The following is a 15419-nucleotide window of genomic DNA, read 5'->3' as shown; positions in this document are numbered from 1 at the left end:
AACCGCCTTAAAGAACCGCTTTGGGGTAGGAGCCCAATATTTTGAGCGCTACCGCTTCCTGACTGATTTGCTCCAGCACACTTTTGACCAACGGGTCGCGGTGATGGCCTGCAAAGTCGATGAAGAAAACATAGGTCCATTTACCACTGCGCGAAGGGCGGGTCTCGATGCGCGTAAGGTCGATGCCGTTTTCGTGGAATGGCACCAATAACTCATGCAGCGCACCCGGACGGTTGCTCATCGACACAATGATCGAGGTTTTGTCATCACCGGTTGGGGGGACTTCCTGATTACCGATCATCAAAAACCGCGTGGAGTTGTCCGGGCGGTCTTCGATTTTTTCAGCCAGCCGCGTCAAGCCATACAGGCCCGCAGCCATATCGCCAGCAATTGCCGCCGAGTTCCACTCACCCTTCACTCGCTTGGCGGCTTCGGCATTGCTCGATACAGCGATGCGCTCAACATTGGGGTAGTGCGCATCCAGCCACTTGCGGCACTGGGCCAGCGACTGGGCGTGGGAGTAGATACGGCTGATGCTGTCGGTCTTGGTGTTTTCACCCACCAGCAAGTGATGGTGAATACGCAGCTCCACCTCACCACAAATGACCATGTCGTGCTCAAGGAAGCTGTCCAGCGTGTGGTTCACAGCGCCCTCGGTAGAGTTTTCTACCGGCACCACACCAAAATTGACCGCCCCCGCTGCCACTTCGCGAAACACCTCATCAATCGCAGCCATCGGCTTGCTGATGACGGCATGACCGAAGTGCTTCATGGCGGCGGCTTGCGTGAACGTGCCTTCAGGCCCCAAATAAGCCACCTTGAGCGGTTGCTCCAGTGCCAGGCACGACGACATGATTTCGCGGAACAAGCGGGCCATCTCTTCGTTACCGAGCGGGCCTTTGTTGCGTTCCATCACACGCTTGAGCACCTGAGCCTCACGCTCAGGCCGATAAAACACTGGCACTTCGCCTTCAGCCAGAGACGCCATCTTGACCCGCGCCACTTCTTGCGCGCAGCGCGCACGCTCACTGATCAACTCCAGCACTTTTTCGTCCAGGTTGTCGATGCGTACACGTAACGCCTTGAGTTCTTGCTCTGACATCAACCGTGTTCCTTCTCGAACTCTGCCATGTAGGCAACCAGCGCGTTGACCGCGTTGATATCCACTGCGTTATAGATAGAAGCGCGCATGCCGCCTACCGAACGGTGACCTTTGAGGTTCAACAAGCCACGCGCCTCGGCACCGGCCAGGAACGGCTTGTCGAGGCGATCATCTGCCAGACGGAACGGCACGTTCATCCAGGAGCGGTCAGGCTTGTTGATCGGGTTGCTGTACAAGCCGCTGGCATCAATGAAGTCATACAGCGTGCGTTTTTTGACTTCGTTAAGCTTGCCGATAGCGTCTACGCCGCCCTGCTCCTTGAGCCACTCAAACACCAGACCCGACAAGTACCAGGCCAACGTCGGCGGCGTGTTGTACATCGAGCCATTGTCGGCCGCGACCTTGTAATCGAGCATGGTCGGGCAGATCGAGCGCGCACGGCCCAGCAAGTCCTCGCGAATGATGTTGACCACAATACCGCTGGGGCCAATGTTCTTCTGAGCACCCGCGTAAATCATGCCAAAACGCGAAACATCCACGGGACGCGACAGAATGTCCGAAGACATATCTGCAACTAGCGGTACATCGCCCGTCTCGGGAACCCAGTCAAACTCCAGGCCACCAATGGTTTCGTTTGGCGCGTAATGCACATAGGCCGCGTTCTTGGTCAGATTCCATTCGTTTTGACCCGGGATCGCGAAGTAATCGTACGGCTTGGCCGTTGCCGCCACGTTGACCGAGCCAAAGCGCGAAGCTTCTTCGATGGCTTTTTGCGACCAGATACCGGTATCGATGTAGTCCGCTGTACCGGTTTCAGGCAGTAAATTCAGCGGGATCTGAGCAAATTGCTGGCTCGCACCGCCTTGCAGAAACAGAACCTTGTAGTTCGAGGGGATAGACAGCAGGTCACGCAGGTCCTGCTCAGCCTTGGTTGCAATGGACACGAACTCATCGCTGCGATGGCTCATTTCCATAACCGACAGGCCTTTGCCATGCCAGTCGAGCAACTCGGACTGGGCACGCAACAGGACAGCTTCAGGAAGCGCAGCTGGACCTGCGCAGAAGTTATAGGCTCGTTTGCTCACATCCACTCTCGCTCTGATTTGGTGGGTCACGCCATAAATCGATGGGCGTTGCGCAGTGCTGCGAGGCGGCAATCTTTTGTGTACACACCTGCATGACAGATCAAAAGATCGCAGCCGCGCGCCGCTGCACAACGCCTACACATACAACAAGGGGGCGAATCTTCATCCGCCCCCCTGTGTGTCCGCTTATTCTTGCGGCTGCTCTTCGTCAGCGCCAGCCTCTAGCGGTTGCTCGCCGTCGGCGGCATCCAGGATGACCTCGCCTTCGATCTCAACACCCCCTTCAGACGCTTCACCCTCAAGCTCTTCGCCTTCTATTTCAGAAGGCTCCTGAACGCGTTCCAGTCCGACCAGCGTTTCATCACTGGCCAGCTTGATCAGAGTGACGCCCTGAGTGTTACGCCCCAGACTCGATACTTCGTCAACACGGGTACGCACCAGGGTGCCTTGATCGGAAATCAGCATGATTTCTTCACCGTCCAGCACCTGAACCGCACCGACCAGACGGCCATTGCGCTCGTTGCTGACCATGGCAATCACGCCCTGACCGCCACGCTTGTACTCAGGGAACTCACTGATCGCGGTGCGCTTGCCATAACCACGCGCCGAAGCGGTAAGGATCTGGCTGCCCTCTTCAGGAATCAGCATCGAAATCAGCTTCTGCCCTTCAGGTAGACGCATGCCACGCACGCCGCGAGCCGTACGACCCATTGCACGCACGTCGGACTCTTTGAAGCGCGTGACCTTGCCACCGTCAGAGAACAGCATGACTTCGCGCTCACCATCGGTGATGGCGGCACTGATCAGCACATCACCTTCGTCCAGCTCCAGAGCAATCAAACCCACACTGCGCTGACGACTGAAGGATTCCAGCGGGGTCTTCTTCACTGTACCGTTCGCGGTCGCCATGAAGATGAAGTGACCTTCGGTGTATTCCTCAACCGGCAACATGGTGGTGATGTATTCACCCTCACCCAATGGCAGCAGGTTGACCAGCGGACGACCGCGTGCAGCACGGGAGGCTTCCGGGATTTCGTACGTCTTGAGCCAGTACACTTTGCCCTTGCTGGAGAACAGCAACAGCGTGGTGTGACTGTTAGCGACCAGCAGGTGAGCAATGTAGTCCTCATCCTTCACGCCAGTTGCCGATTTACCTTTACCACCACGGCGCTGAGCCTGGTACGCAGCCAGCGGCTGGGTCTTGGCGTAGCCACCATGAGAAATGGTCACCACACGCTCTTCTTCCGGGATCATGTCACCCAGCGTCAGGTCAAGGCGGTGATCCAGGATCTCAGTGCGGCGCACGTCGCCGTATTCGGCACGGATGACTTCCAGCTCTTCGCGGATCACTTCCATCAGGCGCACGGCACTGTTGAGGATGCGGATCAGCTCACCGATCTGGTTAAGGATTTCCTGATACTCAGCCAGCAGCTTTTCATGCTCCAGACCGGTCAGGCGGTGCAGGCGCAGCTCAAGGATCGCCTGGGCCTGTTCTGGCGACAGGAAATACTTGCCGTCGCGCAAACCGTATTGCGGGTCAAGGTTTTCAGGGCGGCACGAATCGGCACCGGCACGCTCAACCATCGCCACGACCGCCGTGGACTCCCAAGGCGTGCTGATCAGCGCTTCCTTGGCTTCCGACGGGGTTGGCGAAGCCTTGATCAGCGCAATCACCGGATCGATGTTGGACAAGGCAACAGCCTGACCTTCAAGGATGTGGCCTCGCTCACGGGCTTTGCGCAGTTCAAATACGGTACGACGGGTCACGACTTCGCGGCGGTGACGGACGAACGCTTCAAGCAGATCCTTGAGGTTCAGGATGCGCGGACGACCGTCGATCAGGGCAACGATGTTGATACCAAAGACGCTTTGCAGTTGGGTCTGGGCGTATAGGTTATTGAGAATAACCTCCGGCACTTCACCGCGACGCAACTCGATCACCACACGCATGCCGTCTTTGTCAGACTCGTCGCGCAGCTCGGTGATGCCTTCGAGTTTCTTCTCTTTAACCAGCTCGGCGATCTTTTCGATCAAACGCGCCTTGTTCAACTGGTAGGGCAGCTCGGTGATCACGATCTGCTGGCGACCACCGACCTTGTCGATGTCTTCAATCATCGAGCGGGCGCGCATGTAAATACGGCCACGACCGGTGCGATAGGCTTCAATGATGCCCGCGCGACCGTTAATGATGGCAGCCGTCGGGAAGTCAGGCCCCGGAATGAACTGCATCAACTCATCGATGCTCAGCTCCGGGTTGTCGATCAGCGCCAGGCAGCCGTCGATCACTTCACCCAGGTTATGCGGTGGAATATTGGTGGCCATGCCCACAGCGATACCGCTGGAGCCGTTGACCAACAAGTTTGGAATGCGCGTTGGCATAACTGCCGGGATCATTTCCGTGCCGTCGTAGTTCGGCACCCAGTCCACGGTCTCTTTGTGCAAATCGGCCAGCAATTCGTGGGCCAATTTGGTCATGCGCACTTCGGTGTATCGCATGGCGGCAGCGTTGTCGCCGTCAACCGAACCGAAGTTACCCTGACCGTCTACCAGCAGGTAGCGCAGGGAGAATGGCTGAGCCATTCGAACGATGGTGTCGTAAACCGCAGTATCACCATGCGGGTGATACTTACCGATCACGTCACCGACCACACGGGCAGATTTCTTGTACGGCTTGTTCCAGTCGTTGTTCAGTTCGCTCATCGCGAACAGCACACGCCGGTGCACGGGCTTCAAGCCATCGCGTGCATCAGGCAGTGCCCGCCCGACAATTACGCTCATCGCGTAGTCGAGGTAGGACTGTTTCAGCTCGTCTTCGATATTGACCGGGAGGATTTCTTTGGCCAGTTCGCCCATGAGAAGCCTGATTCCTTTTTCGGGTGAAACTTCGCCACATCCATTCGGGACGAACGAAGCTCGCCGATGCTGGCCACGTGCCAAGCAACGACTTACGACAAATCAACGAGTTATGACACGGATTTGCGCATTAAGGGCAACCCTTGCGAGCCACCCTGGAAACCGCCGGATGTTATCACAAACGCCGCCACGCACCTATCCCTCAGATGCGCATGGCACACAGTAAGCGCACCCATTGTCGGCTTAAACGCGCTCAGAGGAGCTGAGAGCGCATTAATGCAGACGCTTACGGCACATTAACTGAGCCATTTTGGCCGCATCCGGACGCTCGACGATACCCTTCTCGGTGACGATCACATCAATCAGATCGGCGGGCGTGACATCAAACACCGGGTTAAAGGCGGGTACATCCGCCCCGACCCGCTGGCCGCCCACACTCAGCAGCTCATCACCCGCGCGCTCTTCAATCGGGATGTCTTCGCCGCTGGCCAAGGCCATATCAATCGTGGAGCTGGGCGCAACCACCATAAAACGTACGCCGTGGTGCATCGCATTGACGGCCAGTTGATAGGTGCCGATTTTGTTCGCCACATCGCCGTTAGCGGTAATCCGGTCAGCCCCGACGATCACCCAGGTCACGCCCTTGGTTTTCATAATGTGCGCAGCCGCCGAGTCCGCATTGAGCGTTACCGGAATACCTTCGTTTACCAACTCCCACGCTGTCAGGCGCGAGCCTTGCAGCCAGGGGCGGGTTTCATCGGCATACACCTGCTCAATCATGCCTTCGATAAACGCGCCACGGATAACCCCCAGCGCCGTACCAAAGCCGCCGGTGGCCAATGCCCCCGTATTGCAATGGGTCAGAACGGTTTGCGCATTGCCCTGATGCCGACGAATCACATCAACGCCCAATTGCGCCATCGTCAGGTTGGCCTCACGATCGCTTTCATGAATGGCAATCGCTTCGGCTTCCAGCACCTGCAACACATCAGCACGGTGGTGCGCGCGCGTCAGGCGGTCACGCATACGGTTAAGCGCCCAGAACAGATTGACTGCCGTTGGCCGTGAATCTGCCAGCAGCGCGAAGTCCGCCTCCAGCGCGGCCACCCAGTCGCCTCCCTGCGCATGGCGGCTGCGTGCAGCAAGCACTACGCCATAGGCCGCCGCAATACCAATGGCGGGCGCGCCACGCACAACCATGTCGCGAATGGCCAGCGCGACACCCTCAGCGCTGGTGTAGGGCAACCAGTTTTCTTCGAAGGGCAAGATACGCTGATCCAGCAAATACAGGGCCTCACCTCGCCAATCGATGGCCTTTACCTTTTCTGCTGCCAACAGTCGATCGCGCATGCACTCCCCCATCACCCAGAACAAAGCCGCCGATTATAGCGAGCCGCCCGGCCGGGCGCTCGGGTATACTTGCCCTCCTTTTATAAAGCACTGGAATCCTTTTTCGATGCCGACTGCCCCTATGTCCCTCGACCTACTCCTGCTGCCAACCTGGCTGGTGCCTGTCGAACCTGCCGGCGTCGTACTCAAGGACCATGCCGTCGGCGTTCGCGATGGCCGCATCGTGTTCATCGGCCCGCGTCACGCCGCGCTGAAGCACACGGCCAACGAAACCCGCGAACTGCCAGACATGTTGCTTTGCCCCGGACTGATCAACGCTCACGGGCACGCTGCAATGACCCTGTTCCGCGGCCTGGCCGATGACCTGCCCCTGATGACCTGGCTGGAACAGCATATTTGGCCCGCAGAAGGTAAATGGGTAAACGAAGACTTCGTTCGCGACGGCACCGACCTTGCCATTGCCGAGCAGCTCAAGGGGGGCATCACTTGCTTCAGCGACATGTATTTTTTCCCTAAAGTGGCCTGCGACCGCGTGCACGAAAGCGGCATTCGCGCTCAAATCGCCATACCGATTCTCGACTTCCCCATTCCGGGCGCCAGTTCGACTGATGAATCGCTGCGCCAGGCTGTCGAACTGTTCGGTGATCTGAAATACCACCCGCGAATCAAAATTGCCTTCGGCCCTCACGCACCGTACACAGTCAGCGATGACAATCTGGAAAAAATCCGCCTTGTGGCCGACGAGCTGGACGCCTCGATTCACATGCATGTGCACGAGACAGCCTTCGAGGTAAACCAGGCTGTCGAGCACAGCGGCGAACGTCCGCTGGCCCGTCTGGCGCGCCTGGGCCTGCTGGGGCCGCGCTTTCAGGCCGTTCACATGACCCAGATCAGCGATGACGACCTGACGATGCTGGTAGAAAGCAATACCAGCGTCATTCACTGCCCCGAATCCAACCTGAAACTGGCCAGTGGCTTTTGCCCGGTTGAACGCTTGTGGCAAGCCGGCGTGAACGTCGCGGTTGGCACCGATGGCGCTGCCAGCAACAATGACCTCGATTTGCTGGGTGAAATACGCACTGCCGCCCTGCTGGCCAAGGCCGTTGCAGGCTCGGCCACAGCCCTGGATGCCCATCGTGCCTTGCGCATGGCGACCCTCAACGGCGCGCGCGCACTGGGACTGGAAAGCGACATCGGCTCGATCGAAATCGGCAAGCTTGCAGACTTGGTGGCCTTCGACCTCAGCGGCCTGGCTCAACAACCGGTCTACGACCCTGTGTCACAGCTGATTTACGCCACCGGCCGCGACTGCGTGCAACACCTGTGGGTCGGCGGCAAGCAACTGATCGAAGACCGACGCCTGACCCGCCTGAACGAACCACACCTGATCGCGACCGCCAAGGCCTGGGGCGAACGCATCAGCGGCCACACCCATTGATTCCAACGCTTGGGGCATGGACCCGGAGCATTACCCCGTTTTAGTTTTAGAGGATTGACCCATGAGCAACGTTGACCACGCCGAGATCGCTAAATTCGAAGCGCTTGCCCATCGCTGGTGGGACCGTGAAAGCGAGTTCAAACCCCTGCATGACATCAACCCGCTGCGCGTCAACTGGATTGACGAGCGCGTACAACTGGCCGGCAAAAAGGTGCTCGACGTGGGGTGTGGCGGCGGCATCCTCAGCGAGTCCATGGCGCAACGCGGTGCAGACGTCATGGGCATCGACATGGGCGAAGCCCCGTTGGCCGTCGCGCGCCTGCATCAGCTCGAATCCGGGGTGAATGTGGAGTACCGCCAAATCACCGCTGAGGAACTGGCCGCTGAAATGCCAGCACAGTTCGACGTGGTCACTTGCCTTGAAATGCTGGAACACGTACCCGACCCGGCCTCGGTGATCCGCGCCTGCTACCGCATGGTCAAGCCGGGCGGCCAGGTGTTCTTTTCGACCATCAACCGCAACCCGAAAGCCTATCTGTTCGCGATCATCGGCGCTGAATACATCATGAAGCTGATCCCGCGCGGCACGCATGACTTCAAGAAGTTCATTCGCCCCTCCGAGCTGGGCGCCTGGAGCCGCCAGGCGGGACTGAGCGTCAAAGACATCATCGGCCTGACTTACAACCCGCTGACCAAGCACTACAAGCTTGAGTCCGATGTTGACGTCAATTACATGATCCAGACCCTGCGCGAGGAGTAAGACATGCGTTTAAGAGCAGTTCTTTTTGACATGGACGGCACCCTGCTCGACACCGCGCCGGACTTCATTGCCATCTGCCAGGCCATGCGTGCCGAGCGCGACCTGCCCCCTATCGCAGACAAACTCATCCGCGACGAAATCTCGGGCGGTGCGCGCGCGATGGTCGCCGTGACCTTCAACATGGACCCTGAGGCGCAGGGCTTTGAAGCGTTGCGCCTTGAGTTTCTGGAGCGTTATCAGCGTGATTGCGCCGTCCATACCAAACTGTTCGACGGCATGGCCGAGTTGTTGGCCGACATCGAGAAGGCGCATTTGGTATGGGGCGTGGTAACAAACAAACCCGTGCGCTTTGCCCAGCCGATCATGGAGCGGCTGGGGCTGGCGGAACGCTCAGCGGTACTGATCTGCCCTGACCACGTAACCCACAGCAAGCCCGACCCCGAGCCGCTGATTTTAGCCTGCAAGATGCTCAACCTTGATCCTTCCAGCGTGCTGTACGTCGGCGACGACCTGCGCGACATCGAATCCGGGCGCGATGCTGGCACCAAGACTGCTGCCGTGCGCTTTGGCTATATCAACCCGGACGACAACCCCGATCACTGGGGTGCTGACGTGGTGGTCGACCAACCTTCAGACTTGCGCAAAGTATTGGATAACGCGATGTGCAGCTGCTGAGCAGCCTGCACCGCGTTCGTTCGTTGATTTTTGTAGAGGTGTTTTATGTTTGATTATTCTGCTCGCCCTGACCTGCTTCAGGGCCGCGTAATTCTGGTCACTGGCGCAGGTCGAGGTATCGGAGCTACCACCGCTAAAACCTACGCCGCGCATGGCGCCACCGTTCTGCTACTGGGCAAAACCGAAGCCAACCTGAGCCAGGTATACGATGAGATTGAAGCCGCAGGCCACCCTCGTCCCGCAGTCATTCCTTTCAATCTGGAAACCGCACTGCCTCACCAGTACGACGAACTGGCGGCCATGATCGAAACTGAATTCGGTCACCTTGACGGCCTGCTGCACAACGCCTCGATCATCGGCCCACGCACACCGATAGAGCAGTTATCTGGCGAGAACTTCATGCGCGTCATGCAGGTGAACGTCAATGCGGTATTCATGCTCACCAGCACCCTGCTGCCACTGCTCAAGCTGTCGCAGGACGCATCGGTGATCTTCACCTCAAGCAGCGTAGGTCGCAAAGGTCGCGCTTACTGGGGTGCGTATGGTGTGTCGAAATTCGCCACAGAAGGCTTGATGCAAACCCTGGCGGACGAAGTCGAAGGCATCGCGCCCATGCGCTCAAACAGCATCAACCCCGGCGCTACACGCACCAGCATGCGCGCGCAGGCTTATCCCGGCGAAAACCCGCAGAACAACCCGCTGCCGCAGGACATCATGCCGGTGTATCTGTACCTGATGGGCCCGGACAGTACCGGGATCAACGGGCAAGCCTTCGACGCACAGTAATCGCGCCACAAACAAAAACCGCAGGCTGCCTATCATGCAGCCTGCGGTTTTTTTCACACCCTCGGATCGTTAACTGGCCTCAACCAGCTCCCGACGCTCCTGCGCAACAAATGTCTTTTCGTACTGAAGGCAGGCTTGCAGAAACAAGTATTTATAGTCGTAACTTTTGCAGACTGCTCTGCGCAGTGCAGCAAGCTCTTGCTCCGTCGGATTCAAACCCACCAGGGTACAGATGATTTCCAGCGCTTCCCATGGATGCTCATCATCGTACTGAGCATGCATTTTCAGCCACTTCATGGCGCGCTTACGCCCCTCTTCCGGGAACGACTCTTCGTACACATTGGTTGAGCACACCACTGCAGACCATTCACCCACCGCCCCTTCGATCGCGTAGTTGGTGGCCGCCATCGACACTTCGAGCGAATCCGTTGCACAGGTATGCCAGCACCAGTCATTAAGCGCCTGGAATTCAGCCGGAATCTCTTGCTTGATCATGTCTTCAAGGCTGACACCATGCGCCTTGGCCCAGTGCACCCAATAATCGGCATGGTTGAGCTCGACCCGAATATTACGAATGAGCCAGCGACGCGCCATATCCTCACCCAGGCGCCGCCCGTAACGGGTTTTGCCCAGGTTATGACCCATGTACAACGAAAATTGCTCAACGACTGGCCAACCCCCGATCAAATACATGCGCATAGTCTTGGGGTGGATCGTGTTGTCACGCATGCGCTTGTAGATTTCATGCTCGACAACTCGACGCTTGCTCTCTGCACAGTCACGGATGAGCTGTTGGGCCCACTGTGGATAACTGGCGGCGTCCATGAGCGGCCCCGTACGATTAAATGTATCGATCACAATCGAGTTCCTTCTGAGAGGTGATTAAGACATACCTGCTAGACATCAACGGAACGTGCCCGGCGCCTTCATTGCCAATGGCAATGCGCGCTTGGGGCGACACAACAAGCTGTCACAGGTAAACAATTGCGGGCGTTCAATGATGTAACCCTGAGCATAATCGACGCCAATTTCGATCAGCGCCTGCTCAATTTGCGGGGTTTCAACAAACTCGGCAATCGTGCGTTTACCCATAACATGCCCGATATGATTAATAACCTCTACCATAGCGCGGTTAATAGGATCGTCCAGCATATCCTTGACAAAACTGCCATCTATTTTAAGAAAGTCGACGGGCAGGTGTTTTAAATATGCAAACGACGACATACCCGCGCAAAAATCATCCAAGGAAAAATGACACCCCAATCCTTTAAGGTCATTAATGAACCGAATGGCACTGCCAAGATTGGAAATAGCGCTGGTTTCCGTTATTTCGAAACAGACGCGCGACGGTGGCACGGCATAGCATTCGAACTGCTCATGCAAAAACGCCAAAAAGTCATCATCCCCAATGGTGGAGCCTGACAAGTTGATCGCGCACATTGCCATCGGCTGGTCCGAGCCCAAGGCCGTGCACTGCGCAATCACTTTGAACACATTCTCAACGACCCAGCGATCGATTGAGGTCATCAGACCATAACGCTCTGCGGCCGGAATAAAGCTGTCCGGCAAGATGATATGCCCCGACTCATCGTGCAGACGCAGCAGTATCTCGATATGGCCACCCTCAATACCCTGCCCCAAAGGGGTGATTTCCTGGGCGTAAAGGCAAAAGCGGTTTTCTTCAAGCGCGACATGCAGGCGTTGCACCCAGGCCATTTCACCAAAGCGCAACGACAGTTCAGAGTCATCGGCGTGGTAGACCTGAACACGGTTGCGGCCTTTCTCTTTGGCCATGTAGCAGGCCATGTCCGCTGCACGCAGCAACCCTTCCAACGTAACGGGCGCCTGATGGATGTGCACCAGCCCAATGCTGATGGTGTTGAGAAATGGCCGTCCTTTCCAGGCGAAGTGCAGACTTTGCACGGTTTGTCGCAGGCCCTCAGCGATTTTTTCTGCCACATCGGGAGGACAATTCTCCAGCAGGATGCCGAACTCGTCCCCACCCAGACGGGCCAATGTATCGCCCTCGCGCAACCCGGATTGCAGCAGCGCACAAATATGGCGCAGCAATTCGTCGCCTGCTGCATGGCCGCAGGTGTCATTCACCAGCTTGAACTGATCCAGGTCCAGAAACATCAACGCATGCCGACCGTGCTGACGCCCGAGGTTTTGCAACACCAGATCCAGGCGGTACTCAAACTCGCGTCGATTAGCCAAACCCGTGAGTGCATCGTGCGTGGCCTGCCATGACAAATTGGCAATGTATTGCCGCTCCTGCGTCATGTCATGCAGCACCAGTACAGAGCCGCTGACTTTGCCGCCACTGAAAATCGGTGCCCCCACCAACGTCACCGACACGGTGCTGCCATCCATGCGTTGAATCAGTTTGGAGTGCTCACTGCTGTTACCCAGTTGGCCACTGAGGATATGGTCCATCAGCTTAAAACCATCGTCTTGAGCATTTTCATCCAGCAGTTTGAACAATGCCGCCAACGGCACCCCTTGGGCCTGCTGCAACTTCCAATGGGTGAGTAATTCGGCCGCCGGGTTCATGTAATCGATGGCACCGGTCACGTCGGTGGTAATCACCCCGTCACCAATCGATTCAAGAGTGACTTGCGCGCGTTCTTTCTCAACCTCCAGCGCTTGAGCGAATGCACGCCGTTGCGCCAGGATTTTATGGGTGCGCAACAGCGCCAGCAGAATCAGCATCAATGCCGTTGCCAGGTTAATAAAAATCAACAATTGCTGAATAAACCGTGAACCCTCGCCCAAGGCGTCGCTAAACGCTTTGGCAGCGGGAGTCACCGCCTCGTTGATGGCAAAAATATTGGCTTTCCAGCGTTTCACATCCGCATCAGTCGCTTGGTTGGCACTGATTTTTTGGTGTATTTCCTGAGCCAGCGCGTGGAGCTGCACCAGGTAATCGTCGCCCACCGTCCACTTCTGTATCGCGGTATCCAGATAGCTGAAATTACGAAAATTGCGATAAAACCAAATGATGCTCGTCACATCATCCGGGCTGTTGCCACCTTGCAGAATGCCTTCACGCGCAGCGTTCAAATCGGGAGGTGATTGATCCAGCGCAAGGCGCAGGTTATGGCCGCCTTGCGGCACGCGGATGGCTTGCTGGTACTTTTCGAAGATGGCCTGATCGCGGCTGTCAGCGTACAGATTCAGGTAATAAATGGCGTCCTTCTGACCTTTGGACCACAAACTCTCCCCCGCGACATAGCCGCGTACCGCAGAGAGCATGTACAGGCTCACGCCCCCTAATAACGCCTGAAACAGCACCACGGCGATAAAGGGCCAGACAATCCCCAAAAGCCGCGGTGTTGCAAGTGGACGTTTGCGTTTCATGAGTTCCCTTTCATTCAGACTGCCAGACGAAAACCAGAGAAAATGCCTCATTGCTGCTTAACCCTGGCCAGATTCTGACAAACGAAACAACCAGACGTGGTGACACGTTTCGATGAACCCGGCTCAGGGCAATCTGTAACATAAAAGAGAATCATGGAGGGGATTCAAGCACTCAACACAGAAAACGCAACGTCACCCCTGCGTCAACTTTGCTGCAAATGCCCGTACAACTTCGCGTACAAGCCACCTTCGGCCAATAGCTGTTGATGCTCGCCCTGCTCGGCAATACGGCCGCCATCGAACACTAGCACCCGATCCGCCTGTTTTACCGCAGATAAGCGGTGAGCGATGATCAACGTAGTGCGCCCGCTCAAGAATTTTCCCAAAGCGTGATGCAGGTTGTATTCCGTGGCCGCATCCAAAGCACTGGTGGCCTCATCAAGGATCACTACTCTGGGATCAGCCAGCACCATGCGCGCAATGGCCAGACGTTGGCGCTGCCCCCCTGACAGGCGCACCCCTGAACGCCCGACAATACTGTCCAGCCCTTGTGGCAAAGTGCGAATCGTCCCGTCGAGCTGAGCGATTTCTAGCGCGCGCCAGCAGGCTTCATCGGTGCGTTCACGCCCCATTGTCAAGTTGGCGCGCACCGTGTCGTTGAACAAAGCCGGGTGTTGCAAAACGACCGCGACGTGTTCGCGGATGGTTTCCAGGCCGATATCCGGCTGGCTTTCACCCGCAAAAAAGATGCTGCCCGACTGCGGCGTATAAAGCCCCAGCAGCAGTTGCACCAACGTGCTTTTACCCCCGCCGCTGGCCCCGACAATGGCCACTTTTTCACCTGGCGCGATGGTGAGGTTCAGGTGATCGAGCACCCGCTCCTCGCCATAGCTAAAGCACAGGTCACGCACTTCAAGCCCCACGGTCTGCCGGCCCTTGAACGGATCGGCCCCCCCGGGGTATTGCGGTTCGTCGGCACGCGCCAGCAGTTGGTTGATACGCGTCATTGCTCCACTGGCTGCGTAAAACGCATATTGCAGGTTCAACAACTGCTCGACGGGTCCGATCATGAACCACAGGTAACTGAATACCGCGAGCATCTGCCCGATCGACAGGTCCGAAAACAGCACTGTCAGCATCGCCGCGGCGCGAAAAATGTCGATACCGAACTGAAACAGCAAACCACTGGCACGATTGGAGGCGTCACTTTTCCATTGCGACGCGGTAGCAAAATCACGCACTTCTTTGGCCCGATGCCCCAGCCGTCCGAGGAAATAACCCTGACGATTGCCAGCACGCACTTCCTGGATGGAATCCAGGGTTTCAGTCAGCGCCTGGGTGAAGTGCGAGGTGCTGTCGTTTTCGAGCTTTTTGAGGTGCTTGACGCGCTTGCCCAACTGTACGGTGGCGTAAATCACCAATGGATTGAACAGCAGAATCAGTAACGCCAACTCCCAATGCATCCATAACAAAATGCCCGATGTGCCCACCAGCGTGAGCATGGCGACTAAAAACCGGCTCAAGGTTTCACCCACAAACTTGTCGAGGGTCTCAAGGTCGGTGACTAGATGGGTCGTCACCGTGCCGCTGCCCAGGCTCTCGTATTCGGCCAGCGAAATACGCTTCAAGCGTTCGATCAAGCGCAAGCGGATGCGGAACACGATGTCCTTGGCCAGGCGTGAAAACAGCCGCGCTTGCAGCACGTTGAACAGCAGCGCGCCACAGCGCAGCATCAGCGTCACCAGCAGCATCAGGCCGATATAGCCCACAGAAGACTGCCAGGTGGTGGGCAGCAACTGATTCATCACCTTGAGCGCCGCATCACCGTTGCCCAGCAAGACCTCATCCACCAGCAGAGGCAGCAGCAACGGAATGGGTACGCTGCACAACGTGGCCAGCACCGCGACGCCATTGGCAATCCACAAGGCTTTTTTGTGACGCAGGGCTAATCGACGGATTTCAGCCCACGTCAGGCGGTCCGGTATCTGGGTGTTAAGGGTATTCAGAGGG

General features: G+C 57.2%; 11 protein-coding genes. 4 read left to right on the top strand and 7 right to left on the bottom strand.

Annotation, left to right across the window (positions count from 1 at the left end; translation table 11 throughout):
- Positions 1-7: 7 nt before the first annotated feature.
- The 4 genes from pheA to mtnA form a co-directional block, all read right to left on the bottom strand.
- Entirely contained in the window at positions 8-1102 is a 1095-nt protein-coding gene (pheA, locus tag TU86_RS17500; protein ID WP_048365585.1) for a prephenate dehydratase, read from the bottom strand.
- Positions 1102-2187 carry a 3-phosphoserine/phosphohydroxythreonine transaminase gene (gene serC, locus TU86_RS17495; protein WP_048365712.1) on the bottom strand — a complete coding sequence of 362 codons (1086 nt, stop codon included), beginning with the start codon at positions 2185-2187 and terminating at the stop codon, positions 1102-1104. The genes pheA and serC overlap by 1 nt, the downstream gene beginning before the upstream one ends.
- Positions 2188-2373: 186 nt before the next feature.
- On the bottom strand, positions 2374-5040 hold the full coding sequence (gene gyrA / locus TU86_RS17490) for a DNA gyrase subunit A (protein WP_048365584.1): 2667 nt from the start codon (positions 5038-5040) through the stop codon (positions 2374-2376).
- Positions 5041-5313: 273 nt separating this feature from the next.
- Positions 5314-6390: an S-methyl-5-thioribose-1-phosphate isomerase gene (mtnA, locus tag TU86_RS17485; protein ID WP_048365583.1), complete on the bottom strand. Its 1077-nt coding sequence runs from the start codon at positions 6388-6390 to the stop codon at positions 5314-5316.
- Between the two features lie 106 nt (positions 6391-6496).
- Here mtnA and TU86_RS17480 point away from each other — a divergent pair, with 106 nt between their 5' ends.
- From TU86_RS17480 to TU86_RS17465, 4 genes are all read left to right on the top strand, one after another.
- A complete protein-coding gene (locus tag TU86_RS17480; protein ID WP_048365582.1) occupies positions 6497-7828 on the top strand; it encodes a TRZ/ATZ family hydrolase in 1332 nt (443 codons plus the stop codon).
- Between the two features lie 61 nt (positions 7829-7889).
- The gene (ubiG, locus tag TU86_RS17475) at positions 7890-8588 is read left to right on the top strand and encodes a bifunctional 2-polyprenyl-6-hydroxyphenol methylase/3-demethylubiquinol 3-O-methyltransferase UbiG (RefSeq protein ID WP_048365581.1); all 699 of its coding nucleotides are present in this window, start codon (positions 7890-7892) and stop codon (positions 8586-8588) included.
- A 3-nt stretch (positions 8589-8591) separates the two neighbouring features.
- Positions 8592-9263 carry an N-acetylmuramic acid 6-phosphate phosphatase MupP gene (gene mupP, locus TU86_RS17470; protein WP_048365580.1) on the top strand — a complete coding sequence of 224 codons (672 nt, stop codon included), beginning with the start codon at positions 8592-8594 and terminating at the stop codon, positions 9261-9263.
- 45 nt (positions 9264-9308) lie between these two features.
- Positions 9309-10049: a YciK family oxidoreductase gene (locus tag TU86_RS17465; protein ID WP_048365579.1), complete on the top strand. Its 741-nt coding sequence runs from the start codon at positions 9309-9311 to the stop codon at positions 10047-10049.
- 69 nt (positions 10050-10118) lie between these two features.
- Here TU86_RS17465 and TU86_RS17460 read toward each other — a convergent pair whose 3' ends face one another.
- The 3 genes from TU86_RS17460 to TU86_RS17450 form a co-directional block, all read right to left on the bottom strand.
- Positions 10119-10907 carry an iron-containing redox enzyme family protein gene (locus TU86_RS17460; RefSeq protein WP_048365578.1) on the bottom strand — a complete coding sequence of 263 codons (789 nt, stop codon included), beginning with the start codon at positions 10905-10907 and terminating at the stop codon, positions 10119-10121.
- Between the two features lie 45 nt (positions 10908-10952).
- Complete coding sequence (locus TU86_RS17455; RefSeq protein WP_048365577.1) at positions 10953-13409, bottom strand: EAL domain-containing protein; 2457 nt, start codon at positions 13407-13409, stop codon at positions 10953-10955.
- A 203-nt stretch (positions 13410-13612) separates the two neighbouring features.
- Positions 13613-15394: an ABC transporter ATP-binding protein gene (locus tag TU86_RS17450; RefSeq protein ID WP_162207810.1), complete on the bottom strand. Its 1782-nt coding sequence runs from the start codon at positions 15392-15394 to the stop codon at positions 13613-13615.
- Positions 15395-15419 lie beyond the last annotated feature (25 nt).

Source organism: Pseudomonas weihenstephanensis (assembly GCF_001043055.1).
GTDB lineage: Bacteria > Pseudomonadota > Gammaproteobacteria > Pseudomonadales > Pseudomonadaceae > Aquipseudomonas > Aquipseudomonas weihenstephanensis.
The sequence above is the reverse complement of the archived record's forward strand: the minus strand, read 5'-3'. Positions and strand labels throughout refer to the sequence as shown.